General features: G+C 46.1%; 20 protein-coding genes. 17 read left to right on the top strand and 3 right to left on the bottom strand.

Going from position 1 to position 18188, the window contains the following annotated elements; all coding sequences use genetic code 11:
* Window positions 1–70: 70 nt before the first annotated feature.
* From R7P35_RS12200 to R7P35_RS12210, 3 genes are read right to left on the bottom strand one after another with little or no spacing between them, the layout of a single operon-like run.
* Entirely contained in the window at window positions 71–1315 is a 1245-nt protein-coding gene (locus tag R7P35_RS12200; protein ID WP_042524009.1) for an NAD(P)/FAD-dependent oxidoreductase, read from the bottom strand.
* 7 nt (window positions 1316–1322) lie between these two features.
* Window positions 1323–2390, bottom strand: coding sequence for a methyltransferase (locus tag R7P35_RS12205; protein ID WP_042524007.1), 1068 nt, complete (start codon window positions 2388–2390; stop codon window positions 1323–1325).
* A gap of 27 nt (window positions 2391–2417) precedes the next feature.
* Window positions 2418–2816 carry a hypothetical protein gene (locus tag R7P35_RS12210; RefSeq protein WP_042524005.1) on the bottom strand — a complete coding sequence of 133 codons (399 nt, stop codon included), beginning with the start codon at window positions 2814–2816 and terminating at the stop codon, window positions 2418–2420.
* A gap of 76 nt (window positions 2817–2892) precedes the next feature.
* Here R7P35_RS12210 and R7P35_RS12215 point away from each other — a divergent pair, with 76 nt between their 5' ends.
* From R7P35_RS12215 to R7P35_RS12295, 17 genes are read left to right on the top strand one after another with little or no spacing between them, the layout of a single operon-like run.
* Window positions 2893–3621 (top strand): beta-ketoacyl synthase chain length factor, encoded by a 729-nt coding sequence (locus R7P35_RS12215; protein ID WP_085569949.1) that lies wholly within the window; start codon window positions 2893–2895, stop codon window positions 3619–3621.
* Window positions 3618–4385, top strand: coding sequence for a lysophospholipid acyltransferase family protein (locus R7P35_RS12220; protein WP_085569950.1), 768 nt, complete (start codon window positions 3618–3620; stop codon window positions 4383–4385). The genes R7P35_RS12215 and R7P35_RS12220 overlap by 4 nt, the downstream gene beginning before the upstream one ends.
* A gap of 13 nt (window positions 4386–4398) precedes the next feature.
* On the top strand, window positions 4399–4659 hold the full coding sequence (locus tag R7P35_RS12225) for a phosphopantetheine-binding protein (RefSeq protein WP_005382278.1): 261 nt from the start codon (window positions 4399–4401) through the stop codon (window positions 4657–4659).
* Between the two features lie 15 nt (window positions 4660–4674).
* A complete protein-coding gene (locus R7P35_RS12230; RefSeq protein ID WP_086046591.1) occupies window positions 4675–4932 on the top strand; it encodes an acyl carrier protein in 258 nt (85 codons plus the stop codon).
* A complete protein-coding gene (locus R7P35_RS12235; protein ID WP_213904755.1) occupies window positions 4932–5492 on the top strand; it encodes a hypothetical protein in 561 nt (186 codons plus the stop codon). Before R7P35_RS12230 ends, R7P35_RS12235 begins: the two co-directional genes overlap by 1 nt.
* A gap of 4 nt (window positions 5493–5496) precedes the next feature.
* Window positions 5497–6897, top strand: coding sequence for an AMP-binding protein (locus R7P35_RS12240; protein WP_213904756.1), 1401 nt, complete (start codon window positions 5497–5499; stop codon window positions 6895–6897).
* Between the two features lie 10 nt (window positions 6898–6907).
* Window positions 6908–7276 (top strand): 3-hydroxyacyl-ACP dehydratase, encoded by a 369-nt coding sequence (locus tag R7P35_RS12245; RefSeq protein WP_193837661.1) that lies wholly within the window; start codon window positions 6908–6910, stop codon window positions 7274–7276.
* Window positions 7269–8975 (top strand): glycosyltransferase family 2 protein, encoded by a 1707-nt coding sequence (locus R7P35_RS12250; protein ID WP_213904757.1) that lies wholly within the window; start codon window positions 7269–7271, stop codon window positions 8973–8975. Before R7P35_RS12245 ends, R7P35_RS12250 begins: the two co-directional genes overlap by 8 nt.
* A complete protein-coding gene (gene hutH / locus R7P35_RS12255) occupies window positions 8959–10512 on the top strand; it encodes an HAL/PAL/TAL family ammonia-lyase (protein WP_086046589.1) in 1554 nt (517 codons plus the stop codon). Before R7P35_RS12250 ends, hutH begins: the two co-directional genes overlap by 17 nt.
* Window positions 10512–10958, top strand: coding sequence for an acyl-CoA thioesterase (locus R7P35_RS12260; RefSeq protein ID WP_054702228.1), 447 nt, complete (start codon window positions 10512–10514; stop codon window positions 10956–10958). Before hutH ends, R7P35_RS12260 begins: the two co-directional genes overlap by 1 nt.
* A complete protein-coding gene (locus tag R7P35_RS12265; RefSeq protein WP_017819935.1) occupies window positions 10958–11578 on the top strand; it encodes a LolA family protein in 621 nt (206 codons plus the stop codon). Before R7P35_RS12260 ends, R7P35_RS12265 begins: the two co-directional genes overlap by 1 nt.
* Window positions 11550–13892: an MMPL family transporter gene (locus R7P35_RS12270; protein ID WP_086046588.1), complete on the top strand. Its 2343-nt coding sequence runs from the start codon at window positions 11550–11552 to the stop codon at window positions 13890–13892. Before R7P35_RS12265 ends, R7P35_RS12270 begins: the two co-directional genes overlap by 29 nt.
* Entirely contained in the window at window positions 13889–14500 is a 612-nt protein-coding gene (locus R7P35_RS12275; protein ID WP_017634797.1) for a DUF3261 domain-containing protein, read from the top strand. The genes R7P35_RS12270 and R7P35_RS12275 overlap by 4 nt, the downstream gene beginning before the upstream one ends.
* 20 nt (window positions 14501–14520) lie before the next feature.
* Window positions 14521–15708, top strand: a complete 1188-nt coding sequence (locus R7P35_RS12280; protein WP_054730341.1) for a beta-ketoacyl-[acyl-carrier-protein] synthase family protein — start codon at window positions 14521–14523, stop codon at window positions 15706–15708.
* Window positions 15701–16165 carry a hotdog family protein gene (locus R7P35_RS12285; protein ID WP_005388322.1) on the top strand — a complete coding sequence of 155 codons (465 nt, stop codon included), beginning with the start codon at window positions 15701–15703 and terminating at the stop codon, window positions 16163–16165. The genes R7P35_RS12280 and R7P35_RS12285 overlap by 8 nt, the downstream gene beginning before the upstream one ends.
* Complete coding sequence (fabG, locus tag R7P35_RS12290; RefSeq protein WP_005388326.1) at window positions 16162–16887, top strand: 3-oxoacyl-ACP reductase FabG; 726 nt, start codon at window positions 16162–16164, stop codon at window positions 16885–16887. The genes R7P35_RS12285 and fabG overlap by 4 nt, the downstream gene beginning before the upstream one ends.
* Entirely contained in the window at window positions 16884–18107 is a 1224-nt protein-coding gene (locus R7P35_RS12295; protein WP_024702821.1) for a beta-ketoacyl-ACP synthase, read from the top strand. Before fabG ends, R7P35_RS12295 begins: the two co-directional genes overlap by 4 nt.
* The last annotated feature ends 81 nt before the right edge of the window (window positions 18108–18188 follow it).

The following is an 18188-nucleotide window of genomic DNA, read 5'->3' on the forward strand; positions in this document are numbered from 1 at the left end:
TTAAAAAGGTCTTACCAATTTTTTGGTAAGACCTAGGTTTACTGATTCTCGGATAAGCGAATGTATATTCTTACAGTTCAGCTTCCCGAACCAGTTCTGCAAGCGTCGACAAACGCTGCTCACTTTGTTTTACGTAAGGATTATTCGTATCCCAAGCATATCCAGCCAAAATCGCACTAATCATCTGTTTAATACGTGGGTTCGGGTTTTGATAGAAAATCACATCTTGCAACGTGCCGTTGTACCAGCCTTCCACATAAGTGCGGAATGTGTTCACTCCCACCATTAAGCGTTGCGAGTACTCTTCTTGCCAATCAACCTTTTCACCATTCAGCTGACGAACCACGCAGTCCGCTGCAAACTCTGCCGATTTCATGGCGATAGTGACACCCGATGAAAATACAGGATCAAGAAACTCACCTGCATTACCAAGCAACGCGTAGTGCTCTGTCGCTAAACGTTTGACGTTAGCAGAATAGCCACCCAACTCGCCTGCTGGATTCGGGTAATTCGCATTTCGCAACAAAGAAGCCAAACCCGGCTCTTCATTGGCTAACTGCTGCAACGCTGCAATCTTATCTTCTGGGTATTGTTCGAAAAATTCTGGCTCACCCACCACACCAAACGAACAAGTACCATTAGAGAATGGGATTAGCCAGTACCATACGTCGTGATTTTCAGGATGAACTGAAATTAAAATTTTGTTGCGATCGTATTCCGGCTCTTGGGGAGAGATATGATCTTCGATATGGGTAAAGATCGCTTTTCTAGGCGGAAGACAAGAAGGTTCTTCTAGCTCCAACAAGCGTGGCAAAACACGCCCAAAGCCACTGGCATCCAACACAAAATCTGCTTCGATTTGATAAGCCTTCTTATTTGAGTCGAGCACTTCTAATCGAGACTTTTTCCCTTCAAACACTAGGTTGAGCAGCTCATGCTGATAGCGAATCTCTACGCCTTGCTCTTCAGCGCTATCTGCCAATACTTTATCAAAGTTGGCACGTTGAACCTGAAACGTCGTGCCCGGTCCTGGCGTGTATTTGTTTGTAAAGTCGAACTGGGTGTATACGCCATTACGACGAAATGCAGCACCATCTTTATACTGGAAGCCAAACTGCTTTACTGCATTGGTCATTCCTGCTTGTTCAACAACTTCCATACATGCAGGGAGCAGGCTTTCTCCTATGGAAAAGCGTGGAAAAGTCGCTTTTTCTAAGACAACAACATCTATGCCACGCGATTTTAATAACGCAGAAACGGTTGAACCTGATGGCCCCGCTCCTACGACAACAACTTGCTTGAGCTCTGTTTTCATTCTGAATTTAGTTTGCTTGTAGTTTTAATAAGGTATGACCAAGGCCAATATTGTCGGCTCTTTCAACGACAGATAAACCTGCCGCTTCGACAATTTCTAAGAAATCATCACTGCGATAAAAGCGACTATTACCGTTAGCTAAACAGGTAAAATAAAGAGAAGTGGCATTAAGGCTATAGGAAGCTCCCGCGTATTTTTGAGCATCCCAAAACAGCTCCAATACGTAAATAGTATCTCCCTTCGTTAACTGGGCTTTAACTTTTTTAAGGATATTGAGGATCTCAATTGGGGAAAAGCAATCCAAGAACTGGCTCATCCACCATACGTCAGCATGCTCAGGCAATGTTTGTGCTTTATCAAGCATGTTTGCAGGGTATGGACGTACACGCTCGACGAACTGGTTTTCTGAAACATTCTTCATCGCTACTTCTAATTGCTGCGGTAAATCAACAATCGTCACTTGAACGTTAGGGTCATGTTTACAACACTGAATCGCCCATTTTCCCGTATTTCCGCCAATATCCACAAGATGCTTTGGCTTGCTTGCAAATACCTCTTTAAGCAGAAGTGGGAACGAGCGATCCGAATAGAAATGATCGAACTTAAACCAGCTCTGTTTGGCTTGTTCTGGTAACGTCGATAGACCTTGATAGATGGTCTCCCAATTGCCCAACTCTTTCAAACCTGACGGTTTACCTTCTTGAATTGCTTCCGTCAAATGCATCATCGCGGCGTAACAAACATCTGCCGTAAAATCCATGTTTGCATTCGTCATACCATCATGAAGAAGATAAAAACCAAGGTTTGCAAGCGAATAGTTAGGTCGTTCCCATAAAACAATATGCGCACTAATTGCCATATCCAACAGTACTTTAACACCATATTCTGATACTCCCGTTTTCTCGGCAATATCTGTGGCACTCATGCCTTGAGCACCAGCGCTGTCTAAAGCGGCTAAAATACCTAAATCTCGAAGCGTTTTGGCGGTCTGGAACACGATTGGTGCAAAAGATAACTTCTGAGCTTCTGTCTTCGCTTCAAAAGCATTAAAAGGGTCATTATTTTGATTTAACACGGAAAAACCTAACTGCAATTAATAGTTTTATTGTTGAGATTGATTGCCCAACAATGCAATAGCTCGCTGAATATCAACATTCAAGTTGTTTACCCAACGATTGTAATTGCGGTGGATTTTGCCATCACTTGCTTTGAGATTTACTGAGTTGAGATAAATAATTGAGTAATAATTATTATTGTATGGGATTTTTACTTCTGCAGAGTGTTTACGAACGTGGATTTTTGCAATAAGAACACCAGGGCTTACTTCTTCGATCGTCCAGCCTCGGTTAGTTGCTGATTGCACTATGGCCATTTTTACTTGTTTATTTTGAAGATCATAAGCAACTGGAGTATCCTCCACATTCATTACAGGTTGTACTCGTCCACAACCAACAAGAAGCAAAGTTAATAATAACGAGACATACAGCTTAAAACGCGACATGATAATTTCCTTTTTATTGTGAATTTGGGTCAACCCCAATTTGTATCGAGCTGTAAAATAAACAATTTAACCCAATATGCCAAACTCGAAGATCAACATTTCGTTCAATATTGATGCGTGGACAGCGAATTCATTCGGTTTATCCGAATCCAATGAATGGAAACAATGGGCAACAGAGATAAAATGGCCAGAAGATGGCAAAATCAATGTTGCAAATATTCCTGCGATGATGCGCAGAAGAATGAGCCCACTCAGTAAACTGGCGGTACAAACTGCAATCGAAATGCTTAATCAACATCAAGTTGATTACCTTGTATTTTCAAGCCGTCATGGTGAACTGCATCGCAGCGTCGCACTAGTTGAAGATATAATTAATGGAGAAGAGGCGTCTCCGATGGCTTTTTCTCAATCGGTGCACAATACCGCCGCAGGGCTTGCCACTATCGCAACTAAACAACCCATTCCCCTAACTTCTATCGCTGCGGCAGAAAACACATTCCAAAGCGCAATATTAGAAGCTTGGCTGTTTTTGTCCGACAATCCTGACAAAAAAGTACTGCTTGTTGATTTTGATGAGCCTATGCCTGACTCTTATTTAGAATATGAAAACCAACAATACAAAGGGTTTGGACTTGGCTTGATACTTTCTCATGGAGATGGCTTCACGGTGCAAAGCGGCATCAGTGCAAAATGCTCAAACCACCCGTTGCCACAAGGCTTAGCGTTTTTGCAACACTACTTGTCAGATGAAAATCAGTGGACTATTCACGCTCCGAAACAAATTTGGGAATGGCACAAGCAATGAGTCACTTAAATCAGTATTGGCGTGTGCTAGCAACAGGCTTTTGTTTTTCAGTATTTGGGTTAGGTGGTTTAGTACTGAGCTTCATTGTTATTCCGACCATTCGTATTTTTGTTTCAGACCAAACGGAACGCGAATATAAAGTTCAAGGTGCGATTCGATATTCATTCAACACATTTTGTAAATTGATGAAGTTGAGTGGCGCAATCGATTATCAAATTATTGGTGCCGATATTCTTCAACAAGATCGTAATTGTTTAATTGTTGCCAACCACCCTAGTTTAATCGATTACGTTCTCATTGCTTCACAATTAAATCGCTGCGACTGTTTAGTAAAATCGGCAATATGGTCGAATCCTTTTATGAAGCACATCGTAAAAGCAGCCGGATATATTCCCAATGAAGCACCGGATGATTTATTAGCACTTTGTGATGAACGATTTAACAAAGGCAACGTGTTGCTTATATTTCCTGAAGGAACAAGAACAACACCAGGTGTAGAGCCGAAATTACAACGCGGTGCAGCACAAATTGCGGTAAGAACAGAACGAGATTTAAGAGTTGTCCATATTACGGTAACGCCAAGTTTCCTCACAAAAGAGAAAAAATGGTATCAAGTACCGGCAACAAAGCCCTTTTTCAGGGTTGAAGTTAAGGATAAAGTTGAGATTACCCCCTTTATAAAGCAAACTACGTCGCCGACAATAGCGGCGCGACGCTTACAACAGCACCTAGCTGAAAACATTTTTCCAGAAAACTTTTATTAATAAGCAGGTCCCAGTGGAACAGTTACACAACGACATTAAGCAACTTATTATTGATGCTTTAAACCTTGAAGATTTAACCGTAGATGATATTGAAACGGATGCACCACTTTTTGGTGATGGACTTGGCTTAGATTCTATCGACGCGCTTGAGCTTGGACTCGCAATAAAAAAACAATACAACATCGTTATTGATGCCGACGACTCAAATACGCGCGAACACTTTGCGTCTGTAGCAAATCTAGCGAAATACGTTTCTTCTCAAACTAATGAATAAGTTGTAGGTATATTCATGACTGATGTAAATAAAGATCAAGTATTTGAACAAGTTAAAGATGCGCTTGTTGAGCTGTTCGAAATTGACGCAGCCGAAATTCAATCAGATGCGCACTTATACCAAGATCTCGATCTTGATAGCATTGACGCCGTTGATTTGGTCGTACACCTACAGAATGTCACTGGCAAAAAAATCAAGCCAGCAGAGTTTAGTGCAGTAAGAACCGTTGACGATGTGGTTAACGCTGTTACTGAGTTATTGAAGGAAAGTTAATGCGCCAATTGCTGACTGGTCTGTCTGCAATTGTACTGCTTGCCTACCCCTTCGCCGTCTATTTCGGTATAGATAAATATGGCTTGAACTTAGTTGGGGGCTTGTTAATTGCTGCGTTACTTTTGCGTGTTTTCGTCGCAAATAAGACCCCACTAAAAGAGTTTAAGTTCTTGGCGCTCGTTACGGGCGCTGTTGGCATTGTCCTAATTACGCTTGGCATGGTGTTTAAACAACATGGGTGGCTTCAGTTTTACCCTGTCGTTGTCAATGTATGTATGCTGTGTGTATTTGGACTGAGCTTAAAACAGCCGCAATCGATCATAGAGAGGCTTGCTCGCTTGCAAGAACCCGACCTTCCGGCTAGTGGTGTGGCTTACACTCGCAAAGTGACGATGGTTTGGTGCGCCTTTTTTACGCTCAACGCTGCCGTTGCACTCTATACCTGTTTCCTTCCAGTAAAAATATGGACGCTTTATAACGGCCTCATCAGCTACTTACTTGCTGGTGGCTTGTTCGCTGGAGAATGGATCGTGCGTCAATTTGTTCGAAAGGAACACTAATCGTATGAATACAACGTATTCGAGCTTTACCTCCCTTGCGACCTTGTTCATCGCAGAGAGGTCTGAGCAATCCCCAGTCTCTTACGATCGCGACACGGTTATCACGTGGGGTGATTTCCAGCAGCACGTCGCAACACTTGCTCAGCAGTTAGAAACCCAGCCAACGCAAAACATTGCGTTGTGTTTTGGCAACAGCTACCTGTTTGCCGTTGGCTTTTTTGCTTGTTGTTATACAGGAAAATCCATTGTATTACCTGGTAATTACCAACTAGAAGCACTCAAAGAGCTCAGTGAGCACTACGATTTGTTGCTGCATGATGCCGATGTCTCGGTTCCAGAATTGGTGAGCTCGCTTTTGATCGAAGCTCAATCATTGCTAGAAACCACCGTGATTAACGAGCCAGAGGCCAAACAACCTTATTTTTGGCGTGAATTAAACCTGGCAGAAATACCAGTAACGCTATTTACTTCGGGTTCAAGCGGCACACCAAAAGCCATTGCAAAAACGCTGAAACAGCTCGATATCGAAGTTTCTATTCTAGATAACCTATGGGGCGACACGGTTGCCAGCACACGCGTTGAAAGCACCGTTTCTCATCAACACATTTACGGCTTGCTGTTCCGCGTATTGTGGCCTTTGTGCTCAGCACGTCCATTTTCAGCACACAACCTTGAGTTCCCAGAGCAAATTGTCCATCACGCTGATGCTGACACCACGCTAGTAAGTAGCCCTGCGTTACTTAAACGACTTAGTGAAGAGCACGATCCGGTTGCGATTCGGTGTGTATTTTCTTCTGGTGGCCCCTTGCCAAACCAAGCGGCGCAGCACAGCCAGGAGTTGTTTGGGTCACTTCCTATTGAAGTGTTTGGCAGCACAGAAACCGGCGGCATCGCTTACCGTCAGCAGCACGTAGCTAGCACTCCCTGGACGTTATTCCCTGGTGTTGAAGCCGAGCTTAACCATGAAAATTGTTTAAAGCTCCGCTCGCCACACATTGATGAAAACACTTGGTACCAAACTGCGGATGAATGCTATTTCCATGATAGTATTTCTTTTGAACTGCGTGGACGCACTGACCGAATCGTCAAAGTCGAAGAAAAGCGTATTTCCCTTGTCGAAGTGGAAAAACGTTTAGAGCAATTGCCGTGGGTTCAAGAAAGCGTGGTGATCCCAATAGAAGAATCTGGTCGTTTCACATTAGTCTCAATCATCGTACTTAACGATAAAGGCGGTGATGTGCTTGATGAACTTGGTAAAGGCAAGTTTTGGCTTGAACTTCGCAAGGCACTGCGCAATTGGTTAGAACCGATCGCTATCCCGAGAAAATTCCGAGTGGTCGACGAAATTCCATTGAACAGCCAAGGCAAACGCCAAGTTGCTGAAATTGAAAAACTATTCCAATAAAGCTAGTAACATGGAAAAAAGAAAACCAACTATTCAGAATATTGAAGTGAGTGACCATACCGCGGAGCTGTCGCTGCGAGTGGATGCTGACATCTTAGATTTCCAAGGTCATTTCAATCACTTCCCTCTTTTACCCGGCGTCACTCAAATTGATTGGGCGCTGTTCTACGCCGTTCAACATTTGAATACTCCCAAGGTATTTAAAGGAATGGAAGTCATCAAATTTCAAGAGCCGATTCTGCCAAACGCCGACGTTTGCCTCTCACTCTCTTGGGACAATGAGCGCGAGAAATTGACCTTTAAGTACACATCGAAAAACGGTGAAACCTTGGTGACTCACTCTTCAGGCAAAATGAAACTGGGTGAGTCACGTGAGTGATTACCGTCCCTGCTTTTTAATTCCTTGCTACAACCACGGCAGCACAATTGCAGACGTGGTGGCATCGTTATCCTCTTTCGCTTTGCCAGTGCTGGTCGTGGACGACGGCAGCAATGAAGACACCAAACAAGCGCTTTCTGCTTTGAGTGAACAAGGGCTGATAAAACTGATTAGTTTGAGTGAAAACCAAGGCAAAGGTGGCGCGGTGATGGCAGGCCTACATCAAGCTCACCAACTTGGTTTTACGCACACCATTCAAATCGACGCAGACGGTCAACACGACCTAGAAGCATTGCCGAAATTGCTCAGCGCCAGCGAAACAAAACCAGATAACCTGATTTCGGGCCAACCGATATACGACGAGAGCGTACCTAAATCCCGTTTGTATGGTCGCTACGCTACGCACGTGTGGGTGTGGATAGAAACCTTGTCACTGTCTATCAAAGACAGCATGTGCGGTTTTCGCGCCTACCCAGTGGCGAAAACGGTCGCCGTGTTGAACAAGTACAGTATCGGCAAACGCATGGATTTTGATATCGAAATTCTAGTGCGAATGTACTGGGAAGGCGTCGACATTGATTTTGTTCCAACGCGCGTGATCTACCCTGAAGGTGGCATTTCCCACTTCGACGCATTGTGGGATAACGTCAAGATAAGCTGGATGCACACTCGCCTATTTTTTGGCATGTTGCCGCGCATTCCTTCGCTACTCGCCAGAAAGCGCCAAAACACAGATGACAGTAATGCCCACTGGTCGAAACGAAAAGAACAAGGCACGATTTTAGGCATCAAAACCTTACTCGCGGTTTACCGCTTGTTCGGCAGAAAAGCGTTTGACCTGATTTTAAAATTAGTCATGCGCTACTACCACTTCACGGGTAAATCTGCCCGTGAAGCGTCTGAGATTTACCTGCAAAACTTGCAGTACTACGCAACGCAGCAGAGCATCGCACTACCAAAACAGTTGGACAGCTATCATCATCTGCTTTCTTTTGGGCGAACCATGCTCGACAAACTGGCAGCATGGCAAGGTGACTTTAACGTCGATAACCTAACCATTCACGGCCAGCATCATTTCGAAGAGATGGCGCAGAAAAAACAAGGCGTGCTCATTTTAGGCTCGCACCTTGGCAATATCGAACTCTGCCGTGCGCTTGGTCGTCGACACTCTCATGTCAAAATCAATGCCTTGGTATTTACCCAACACGCTGAACAATTTAATGCGGTAATGAAGGCGGTAAACCCAAATTCGGAACTGAATCTGATTCAAGTCAGCTCATTGGGACCAGACACCGCGATTCTGCTTCAACAAAAAATCGAGCAAGGCGAATGGGTGGTGATCGTTGGCGATCGCACTTCCACCAGCAAAGAAAATCGTGTCGTTTGGGCAGATTTTCTTGGTAAACCTGCACCATTCCCGCAAGGCCCATTCATGCTAGCCTCGGTATTAAAAGCGCCGGTTTACTTACTCTTCGGCCTACGCGACGATGAAGCGAACACTCCGCATTTTAATGTGTACTTTGAACACTTTAGTGACCAAGTCACGCTACCACGCAAGGAGCGTCAGCAGGCACTAGAACGCGTTGTTCAACAGTACGCACAAAGATTAGAACACCACACACTGCAAGCGCCGTTACAGTGGTACAACTTTTTTAACTTCTGGACTTTAAGTAATCAGCCACATGACAAACAACAATAATCACAACATCACTTTTGGTGCCCAATCTTTAACCATCGAAGATGTCGTTGCCATTGCTCAAGGAGCAAAGGCACACATGAACACCTCGCCAGAATTTACCGCGAAAATTGATCGTGGCGTGGCGTTTCTGGAACGATTACTGAAAGAAGAAGGCGTTATTTACGGCGTGACCACGGGTTACGGCGATTCATGTACTGTGGCGATTCCACCCGCTCTTGTGGATGAACTTCCGTTGCACCTTACACGCTTCCATGGTTGTGGCTTAGGTCAAATCCTTTCTCATGAGCAAGCTCGTGCGGTGCTGGCAACACGTTTATGTTCATTGTCGCAAGGCGTATCTGGCGTGTCTCACGATCTGTTGAACCAAATCGTTACGCTTATCAACCACGACATTGCGCCGCGTATTCCACAAGAGGGCTCGGTGGGCGCAAGTGGCGATTTAACGCCTCTGTCTTACCTAGCGGCGACCTTAATTGGCGAACGTGAAGTGCTTTACAAAGGTGATGTGCGACCAACACAAGAAGTGTTTGCAGAGCTGGGCATTGAGCCAATTCGCCTAAAACCAAAAGAAGGTTTGGCGTTAATGAACGGTACATCCGTGATGACGGCCCTCGCCTGTCTTGCCTACAAACGTGCAGAATACCTAGCGCAGCTTTGCACCAAGATTACCGCGATGGTCTCTGTGGGTATGCAAGGTAATGACTTCCACTTTGATGAAGCGTTGTTTGCGGTAAAACCTCATCCTGGTCAACAGCAAGTTGCGGCTTGGCTGCGTGATGATCTCAATGCTGAGCGTCCGCCACGCAATAGCGACCGACTGCAAGATCGTTACTCGCTGCGTTGTGCGCCACACGTCATTGGCATGGTGCAAGACTCACTGCCTTGGCTACGTCAATTGATTGAGAATGAACTAAATAGTGCCAACGACAATCCAATCATCGATGGCGACAATGAGCGCGTTCTGCACGGCGGTCACTTCTACGGTGGTCATATCGCAATGGCGATGGATACGTTGAAAGTGAACATTGCCAACTTAGCTGATTTGCTGGATCGTCAGATGGCGCAATTGATGGATTACAAGTTCAATAACGGCCTGCCGTTTAACTTAACCGGTGCAGAAGGCGAGCGTAAACCGATCAACCACGGCTTTAAAGCGGTTCAGATTGGTATCTCAGCTTGGACGGCAGAAGCGTTGAAAAACACCATGCCAGCAAGCGTTTTTTCTCGCTCAACCGAATGTCACAACCAAGACAAAGTGAGCATGGGCACCATCGCGGCTCGTGATTGCTTACGCGTACTTGAGTTAACAGAGCAAGTTGCTGCGGCTTCACTCCTAGCAAGCGTTCAAGCGGTTGAGATTCGTCGCCGTCATAACGAATTGGACGAACACCACATGAGTCAGAGTTTGCGAGTAATTCGTGACGCAGTACTGAGCGAGTTTGAATTTGTGATTGAAGATCGCCCATTGGAACAAGATTTGCGTAATTTCATTGAACGCATTCAGCAACGTCATTGGCCACTCTACGCGGAGGTATAATGCAAGAGCAGGTTCTCTACCCATTAGAAGCGGAGGTGACTATGGTCACCTCATTCCAAGATGCTGACCCGATGGGCGTGATTTATCACGGCAACTTCTTTCGATATTTTGAAGAAGCGCGTCGTGTGCTGATGGAGAAGCTCCAATACAGCTATCGCGATATGCAAGACTCTGGGTACATGTGGCCGATCATCGATACGCGCGTTAAATACGTGAAGGCGATTCCGTTTAATCACACCATTCGTATTACCGCGCAACTCACTGAGTGGGAAAACCGCTTACGTGTGGATTACGTGATTTACGACGCCGAAACGAATCAACGTATGTGCAAAGCGCATACAACGCAAGTCGCTGTATCCATTGAAAAGCAAGAGATGTGCTTTGTTTCTCCGGCAATCTTTTTAGATAAAGTAGAGCAATGGCACAACCATGGGAGCCTGAACTAATGCAAAAGTGGTTACTCTCTTTTTTGTTGATATTTTCTGTTCCAGCACTGGCCACACCGACAGCAAACGTAACAGATTTGGCGTCGCTTCAACAGCAGTTGTCTCAGCATGAAATCGTGCGCGGAGATTTTACGCAGCAGCGTCATCTGGAAATGTTCAGTCAACCTCTAACCTCTAAAGGTCAGTTCACACTGAGCAAAACACATGGCTTGTTGTGGCAACAAACAGAACCTTTCGCAGTCAATTTGGTATTGACGGAAAACAAACTTCGTCAAACTTTTGCCGACCAAGCACCGAAAACGATCTCTGCACAAGAAAACCCAATGGCGTTCTACTTTAGTCATGTGTTTTTATCCGTGTTCCACGGGGATACTTCTGCACTGCAAGAACAATTCACACTCGATTTTTCAGTTGAGAACAATCAGTGGCAGCTCGTTTTAGTGCCCAAACAGTCACCATTAAATGCGGTGTTTAAAGCCATCACCCTTTCCGGTAAAACGCATATTGATCGCCTAACCCTGCAAGAGCTGCGCGGCGATAAGACCGAAATCACGTTTACAAACCAGACCTCTCTACCTCAGGAACTCACGGATGCCGAAGACGCTCAATTCCGTTTCTAAACTCAGTCTTGGCACTCACACCTTTGCTCTGGTTTGGCTCAATCTCGTTGTTTTAGCGGGCGCGTTGCTACTCAAACAATGGGTTTGGAGTGCAGAATCTCCGATTGAGACCAACATTTTAAAACTGTTGCCGAAGAACCAACAAAACCCGGTGGCTGAGCAAGCCTTTGAGTCGGTCTCGGCAAGTATGAGCGACAAAGTCATTTTCGTGATCACAGCGCCGGACAAAAATGCCCTTTTTGCAGCAGCCGCTGAATTTGATAAGGGTTTGCGTCAGAGTAATCATTTTCGCGATGTGGTGGGAAAAATCTCACCTCAAGAGCAGCAAGCTTGGGCGAGTTACTACTTTAAGCACCGCTTCCAATTGCTGACGCCTGAACAACGAGAGCGTTTAAGCCAAAATCCAGAACAGCAAGTGCAGCATGTGATTCAGTCGCTGTACAACCCGTTTTCTGGAGTGACCGGGCAAGAGTTACAAAATGATCCTTTCTTGCTATTTCGTGATTATTTGAGCCAAGTTACCCAGCAATCGTCCTCTTTCCGATTGGATAACGGCTATCTGTCCGTCGAAAAAGACGGTGCTCAATACTTGCTTATTACTGCCGAGCTAAAAGACTCGCCTTATAGCCTAACTGGGCAACTTGCAGTCCCTGATATTCAAGCGCTAGAACAAGGCGTCGCGCAGAAATATGGCGCTGAAGTCGCACATACTGGCGTTCTATTTTACGCTGACTTTGGTACGCAAAGTGCAAAATCGGAGATCAGCACCATCGGTGTATTCTCTCTACTCGGTATCATTGCATTGTTCTTGCTGGTCTTTCGGAGTGTGATGCCGCTGTCCCTAGCACTGCTTTCCATCACCATTGGTCTGCTCGTTGCGTTGTCCGTTACGACGTGGATTTTTGGAAAAGTCCATCTGTTCAGCTTAGTGTTTGGCGCAAGTTTAATCGGTGTGTCTATCGACTACGCATTCCACTACCTAACGGAACGTCTTGCGGCGGGAAATGAATGGGATAGCGAGCAAGGGTTAAAGCATATTTTCATAGCGATCACACTGGGCTTAATCACCAGTTTGATCGGCTATTTGGGCATGTTAGTGGCACCGTTTCCTGGTTTGCAGCAGCTTGCGCTGTTTTCATCCATTGGTCTGATTGCCGCTTACATCACCGTGGTGGCTTGGTATCCGATACTGGCTCGTAACCCATCGCGCACCATTTCGACTTTACCGGGACAATCACTGTTGGCGAAATGGTTAACGCTTTGGAATCAACCTCGAATTAAAGTCGGATTGCCGATGTTATGTGTGGTTGCGAGTGGCTTTTTCTTGCTGCAATTGAACTACGATGACGACATTCGTCTACTGCAAACGATGCCGAACGATCTCAAGCAGCAAGAAACCTTGATTACGACGCTCAGTGGCATGCAATCTTCACAGCAAATGTTGGTCGTTACCGCCGACGATGACGAAAACCTAATGAAAAAGCTGGAGTCTTTGACGCCAACATTAGAAGCGTGGAAAGCGGACAGCACCATCGAAAGCTACCAGAGCCTGAGCCGCTACTTGAGCTCAGTGGAACGTCAGCAACAAGACTATCAATTGATTCGCGATCTTTACGCGACACAATCCAGCCCACTTACTTCCGGGCTGGGCTTAAGTAAAAAGCCCAAAATGGACGCCGACTTTATCCCTGTTACGGTTGAACAGTACTTGCAAAACCCGGTATCAGCGCCTGTACGTTTTCTTCATTTGGGTAAAATTAAAGAAAAATCGGCAACGGTAGTGGTGTTAAACCAATTGCAAGACTCCGCTGTTGTTAAGGCATTTGCCAAATCACAGTCTGATGTTGTCTACCTAAACAAAGCTGAAGAAATATCCACCCTATTTGGTGAATACCGAATCAAAATCATGGAGCTATTGGCAGCCGCCAGTGCTGTGATCTTTCTGGTATTAATCAAGCGGTACGGTCTGCAACACAGTTGCCGAGTTTTACTGCCATCATTGATTGCTTGCGCCTGCGGTCTTGCAACTGCTGTCGCGATGGGAACAACATTAAACCTGTTCAACTTGCTTGGCTTGGTGCTCATTCTTGGTATAGGGATCGATTACACTCTGTTCTTTGCCGAGAAAGCCCGCAGTGTGAGCACACTATTGGCGATCACCCTTTCGGCAATGACCACTGTGTTGTCATTTGGATTGCTGTCACTCAGCCAAACTCACGCGATTCACAGTTTTGGCATTACGGTGTTAAGTGGTATTTTTGTCGCTTGGCTGCTCTCTCCGATTGCAATTAAAACAGAGGAAACGACGTCATGATTTTCAATCACGCCTTTCGCTGCGCGACGTTATTCGCACTGAGCCTGTTTTTAAGTGCATGCAGCTTGGTCCCTCACCAATCGACGCCTCAGGTCGACATTGCCGAGCACACCCAAGTTAGCTTGCCCACTCCCGCAAGCTTGGGCTATCAGTTGTCTGCCAGTCAGTTAATTACGGCTTCTTGGGCAATAGATGGTAAAACCAAATCTGAGCAACTTCCGGTACAACTGCAAGTGATCAACAACGAAGTGGTGCTGGCAGGCTTCTCATCCTGGGGGACGAGAGTACTCTCACTGTCTTACGATGGAGAACAAATTCAAACCGAAGTGCTCAACGGTTTACAAGGTTCGCTACCGCAGCCAGAACAGGTATTATTTAACCTGATGATCACGCTCTGGCCGAGTTCCGCTTGGGAAGGGTCGTTAAATGAGGTAAGGTGGCGAATTATTGATAAAAATAATTCTCGCGCCATCTTTGATAGCGACGGTGAAAAGATCATTAAGATTCAATACAGCTCTTCTAACAAGTTAGAGGGTAAGATTGATTTTCATCACCTCAAACATCAGTTTTCAATTTCTATTCAAACACTGCAACATCAGATTAATTAAGAACAATTTAGAATAACAATATGCCTATTCGCTCTTCTCAACCTTTGTATATTCAGGCCTGTGGCTTTCACTCTGCCATGGGACAAGATGATGCGCTCATCCACCAGTGTTTATCAGGAGCGAAGCCATCCAACATGGTGGTTGACCAAGATATTTTAAATTCAGGCCGCCAAACAGTAATCGGTCGAATTGCACAGACGTTACCGCAATTACCGACCGCACTCAGCCAGTTTGATACGAGAAACAACCGCCTCGCACTTTCGGCTTTGCTGCAAATCGAAGGCGACGTGCGTGACGCCATTGCTAAATATGGTCGTGACCGTATCGCAGTCGTGATCGGCACCAGCACATCTGGCATTTCAGATGGCGAAATCGCATTTGGCGAAAAGCTGGCAAACGGTAATTTTCCTGCCGACTACCATTACACCAAACAAGAGCTTGGCAACTGCAGCGATTTTATTGCCGCCTACTTTGATTTGAGCGGCCCACATTACTCAGTTTCAACCGCCTGCTCTTCTAGTGGTCGTGTTTTTTTAACCGCGCAACGCCTGATTCGCTCTGGCATTGTTGATGCGGTCATTGTGGGTGGTGTGGATACCATTTGTCGCCTAACACTAAACGGCTTTAACGGTTTAGAAGCTCTATCCGATACCCTTTGTAAGCCGTTTGACCAACATCGCAACGGCATCAATATCGGTGAAGCAGCAGCATTAATGTTGCTAAGCAAAACACCTGCGCCCGTTGCTCTTCTCGGAGCTGGCGACAGCTCAGACGCACACCATATTTCCGCACCACATCCAGAAGGGTTAGGCGCAGAAGAAGCGATGAAAAAAGCGTTGGCCAATGCAGGACTTACAGCGCAAGACATTGGTTACATCAACGCACATGGCACAGCAACGCCGTTAAACGATGCGATGGAAAGCAAAGCCATTCATCGCTGCTTTGGAGACTCCGTTCCCGTAAGCTCGACAAAGCCACTTACCGGACACACATTAGGCGCAGCAAGTGCTACGGAAGCCGCGATTGCTTGGCATATTCTCAAGTACAACCTTGATTTGCCAATACAACACTGCGAAACCAAAGCAGACGATATCCATATATCGTTAGTTGAGACGCCAACCAAACTGGGTAACAAAGCGATTCTCAGCAACTCTTTTGCTTTTGGTGGCAATAACATTAGTCTTATTTTTGGTTACGCTCATGACTAAACTTCCTCCCATCGAACAACTTTTGCCACACGACAAACCAATGATCTTGGTTGATCGTGCTTTGGATGTTCAACAAGATACGATTCACTGCCAGGTTGATATCGCAGAACACAACCCGTTCTTCGACTCGACCTCTCAAACCGTGCCAGCTTACGTTGGCATTGAGTTTATGGCGCAATCTGTCGCGGCGTGGTCTGGTTACCACGCATTAATGAAAGAACAAGCGCCACCGATTGGCTTTTTGCTTGGTAGCCGTCGATACACGTCTGAATGCGATACGTTTTCTCGCGGACAGGTGCTCGATGTGTATGCTGAAAAAGTTATGGAAGATAACGGTATGGCGGTTTTTTCAGCCCGTATTGAGCTACAAGGAACTGTTGTAGCGACTTGCCAATTGAACGTTTACGTTCCATCAGAAGAAAAATTACAAGAAATGAAAATCAGGAGTCAACAATGACCCGACAAGTCCTCGTTACAGGTGCCAGCAAAGGCATCGGCAAAGCCATTGCCGTTCAATTAGCCAAAGATGGTTTCCAAGTCATTGTCCATTACATGGGCGATCAACAAGGCGCGCAAGACACCCTAAACACCATCGAACAGCATGGTGGTAGCGGTCGTCTTATCCAATTCGACATCAGTGACCGTGCAGATTGTCGTGAGAAGCTAGAAGCCGATATCGCCGAACACGGCGCTTACTATGGCGTCGTAAACAACGCTGGCATCACAAAAGATACCGCTTTCCCTGCGATGACCGAAGAAGAATGGGATGGTGTGATTCATACCAACCTAGATAGCTTCTACAACGTTCTTCACCCTTGTGTTATGCCAATGGTGCAAAAGCGCAAAGGCGGCCGAATTGTTACCCTTGCATCAGTCTCTGGCCTAATGGGTAATCGTGGCCAAACCAACTACAGCGCAGCAAAAGCGGGCGTAATTGGTGCAACAAAATCACTCGCACTTGAACTGGCAAAACGCAAAATCACCGTTAACTGCGTTGCTCCAGGGCTTATCGACACAGGCATGGTAGACGAACACGTAAAAGAACACGCGATGCCGCAAATTCCTTTGCGCCGCATGGGAGAACCAGAAGAAGTCGCTGGTTTAGTCAGTTACCTTATGTCTGACATCGCAGGCTATGTAACTCGCCAAGTCATTTCGGTAAACGGAGGCCTAGTATGAACTGTCGAGTCGTTGTAACCGGAATGTCGGGCGTGACTGCGTTTGGTAACGATTGGCAATCTGTCGAGCCGAAACTGCGTGACTGCCAGAACGCGACGCAATACATGCCTTCTTACGAACAGTATGATGGTTTGAACACCAAGCTCGCGGCACCAATTTTAGATTTTGAACTGCCAAAGCACTACAAGCGCAAGCAAGTACGCGGCATGGGGCGCGTTTCTAAATTGGCGACTGTCGCAACAGAAAACGCACTGAGCCAAGCAGGTTTGATTGGTAACGACGTACTCACCAATGGTCAAACGGGTATCGCATACGGCTCATCAACAGGCAGTACTGACGCAATCGGCGCATTTGGTGTCATGCTGAATGAGAAAACCACGAAAGCGATCACCGCAACGACTTACGTGCAGATGATGCCGCATACCACGGCAGTGAACGTTGGTCTATTTTTCGGTTTGAAAGGCCGAGTGATCCCAACCAGCAGTGCATGTACCTCCGGCAGCCAAGCAATCGGCTACGCCTACGAAGCGATCAAACATGGCTACCAAACGGTAATGGTTGCTGGTGGCGCTGAAGAACTGTGCCCAACGGAATCCGCTGTCTTCGATACCCTTTTTGCCACCAGTCTGAAGAATGAAGACCCGAAAAGCACACCAAGACCTTATGACTCCGATCGCGATGGTTTGGTGATTGGTGAAGGTGCGGGAACGCTGGTTCTGGAAGAGTACGAACACGCCGTCGCTCGTGGCGCGAAAATCTATGCAGAAATCATCGGTTTTGCCAGCAACTGTGATGCCGCACACGTCACTCAACCACAGATGGAAACCATGCAAATCTGTATGGAAATGGCTTTGCAAAACGCGGGGATTACTGCTGAGAAGATCGACTATGTATCTGCTCACGGCACTGCCACCGACCGCGGTGATATTGCAGAAAGCAACGCAACAGCGAATGCTCTGGGCAAAGTGCCAATCAGTTCACTCAAGAGCTACTTTGGCCACACACTCGGCGCGTGTGGCGCAATTGAAGCGTGGCTAGGTTTAGAAATGATGCACACAGGTTGGTTCAACCCAACACTCAACCTAGAAAACCTCGACGAGCAATGTGGCGATTTAGACTACATCGCTGGACAAGGCCGAGAGCTGGACGTGAAATATTTGATGAGTAATAACTTCGCCTTTGGCGGCATCAACACCTCCATCATCTTTAAAAAGATGTAATGCCCTTAGTAAATGCAAAAGCGCTGGTTAACCAGCGCTTTTTTGTTGGTTGCCTATCAGGTTCATATATCACGCTGTAAC

Source organism: Vibrio sp. Vb0304, assembly GCF_033338995.1.
Lineage (GTDB): Bacteria > Pseudomonadota > Gammaproteobacteria > Enterobacterales > Vibrionaceae > Vibrio > Vibrio alginolyticus.

What these genes read in the sequence shown, in the direction of transcription:
- R7P35_RS12200 (WP_042524009.1), bottom strand. Translation starts at nt 1,315, where the DNA reads ATGAAAACAGAGCTCAAGCAAGTTGTTGTCGTAGGAGCGGGGCCATCA.
- R7P35_RS12210 (WP_042524005.1), bottom strand. Translation starts at nt 2,816, where the DNA reads ATGTCGCGTTTTAAGCTGTATGTCTCGTTATTATTAACTTTGCTTCTT.
- R7P35_RS12215 (WP_085569949.1), top strand. Translation starts at nt 2,893, where the DNA reads ATGCCAAACTCGAAGATCAACATTTCGTTCAATATTGATGCGTGGACA.
- R7P35_RS12220 (WP_085569950.1), top strand. Translation starts at nt 3,618, where the DNA reads ATGAGTCACTTAAATCAGTATTGGCGTGTGCTAGCAACAGGCTTTTGT.
- R7P35_RS12230 (WP_086046591.1), top strand. Translation starts at nt 4,675, where the DNA reads ATGACTGATGTAAATAAAGATCAAGTATTTGAACAAGTTAAAGATGCG.
- R7P35_RS12235 (WP_213904755.1), top strand. Translation starts at nt 4,932, where the DNA reads ATGCGCCAATTGCTGACTGGTCTGTCTGCAATTGTACTGCTTGCCTAC.
- R7P35_RS12240 (WP_213904756.1), top strand. Translation starts at nt 5,497, where the DNA reads ATGAATACAACGTATTCGAGCTTTACCTCCCTTGCGACCTTGTTCATC.
- R7P35_RS12245 (WP_193837661.1), top strand. Translation starts at nt 6,908, where the DNA reads ATGGAAAAAAGAAAACCAACTATTCAGAATATTGAAGTGAGTGACCAT.
- hutH (WP_086046589.1), top strand. Translation starts at nt 8,959, where the DNA reads ATGACAAACAACAATAATCACAACATCACTTTTGGTGCCCAATCTTTA.
- R7P35_RS12260 (WP_054702228.1), top strand. Translation starts at nt 10,512, where the DNA reads ATGCAAGAGCAGGTTCTCTACCCATTAGAAGCGGAGGTGACTATGGTC.
- R7P35_RS12265 (WP_017819935.1), top strand. Translation starts at nt 10,958, where the DNA reads ATGCAAAAGTGGTTACTCTCTTTTTTGTTGATATTTTCTGTTCCAGCA.
- R7P35_RS12270 (WP_086046588.1), top strand. Translation starts at nt 11,550, where the DNA reads ATGCCGAAGACGCTCAATTCCGTTTCTAAACTCAGTCTTGGCACTCAC.
- R7P35_RS12275 (WP_017634797.1), top strand. Translation starts at nt 13,889, where the DNA reads ATGATTTTCAATCACGCCTTTCGCTGCGCGACGTTATTCGCACTGAGC.
- R7P35_RS12280 (WP_054730341.1), top strand. Translation starts at nt 14,521, where the DNA reads ATGCCTATTCGCTCTTCTCAACCTTTGTATATTCAGGCCTGTGGCTTT.
- R7P35_RS12285 (WP_005388322.1), top strand. Translation starts at nt 15,701, where the DNA reads ATGACTAAACTTCCTCCCATCGAACAACTTTTGCCACACGACAAACCA.
- fabG (WP_005388326.1), top strand. Translation starts at nt 16,162, where the DNA reads ATGACCCGACAAGTCCTCGTTACAGGTGCCAGCAAAGGCATCGGCAAA.
- R7P35_RS12295 (WP_024702821.1), top strand. Translation starts at nt 16,884, where the DNA reads ATGAACTGTCGAGTCGTTGTAACCGGAATGTCGGGCGTGACTGCGTTT.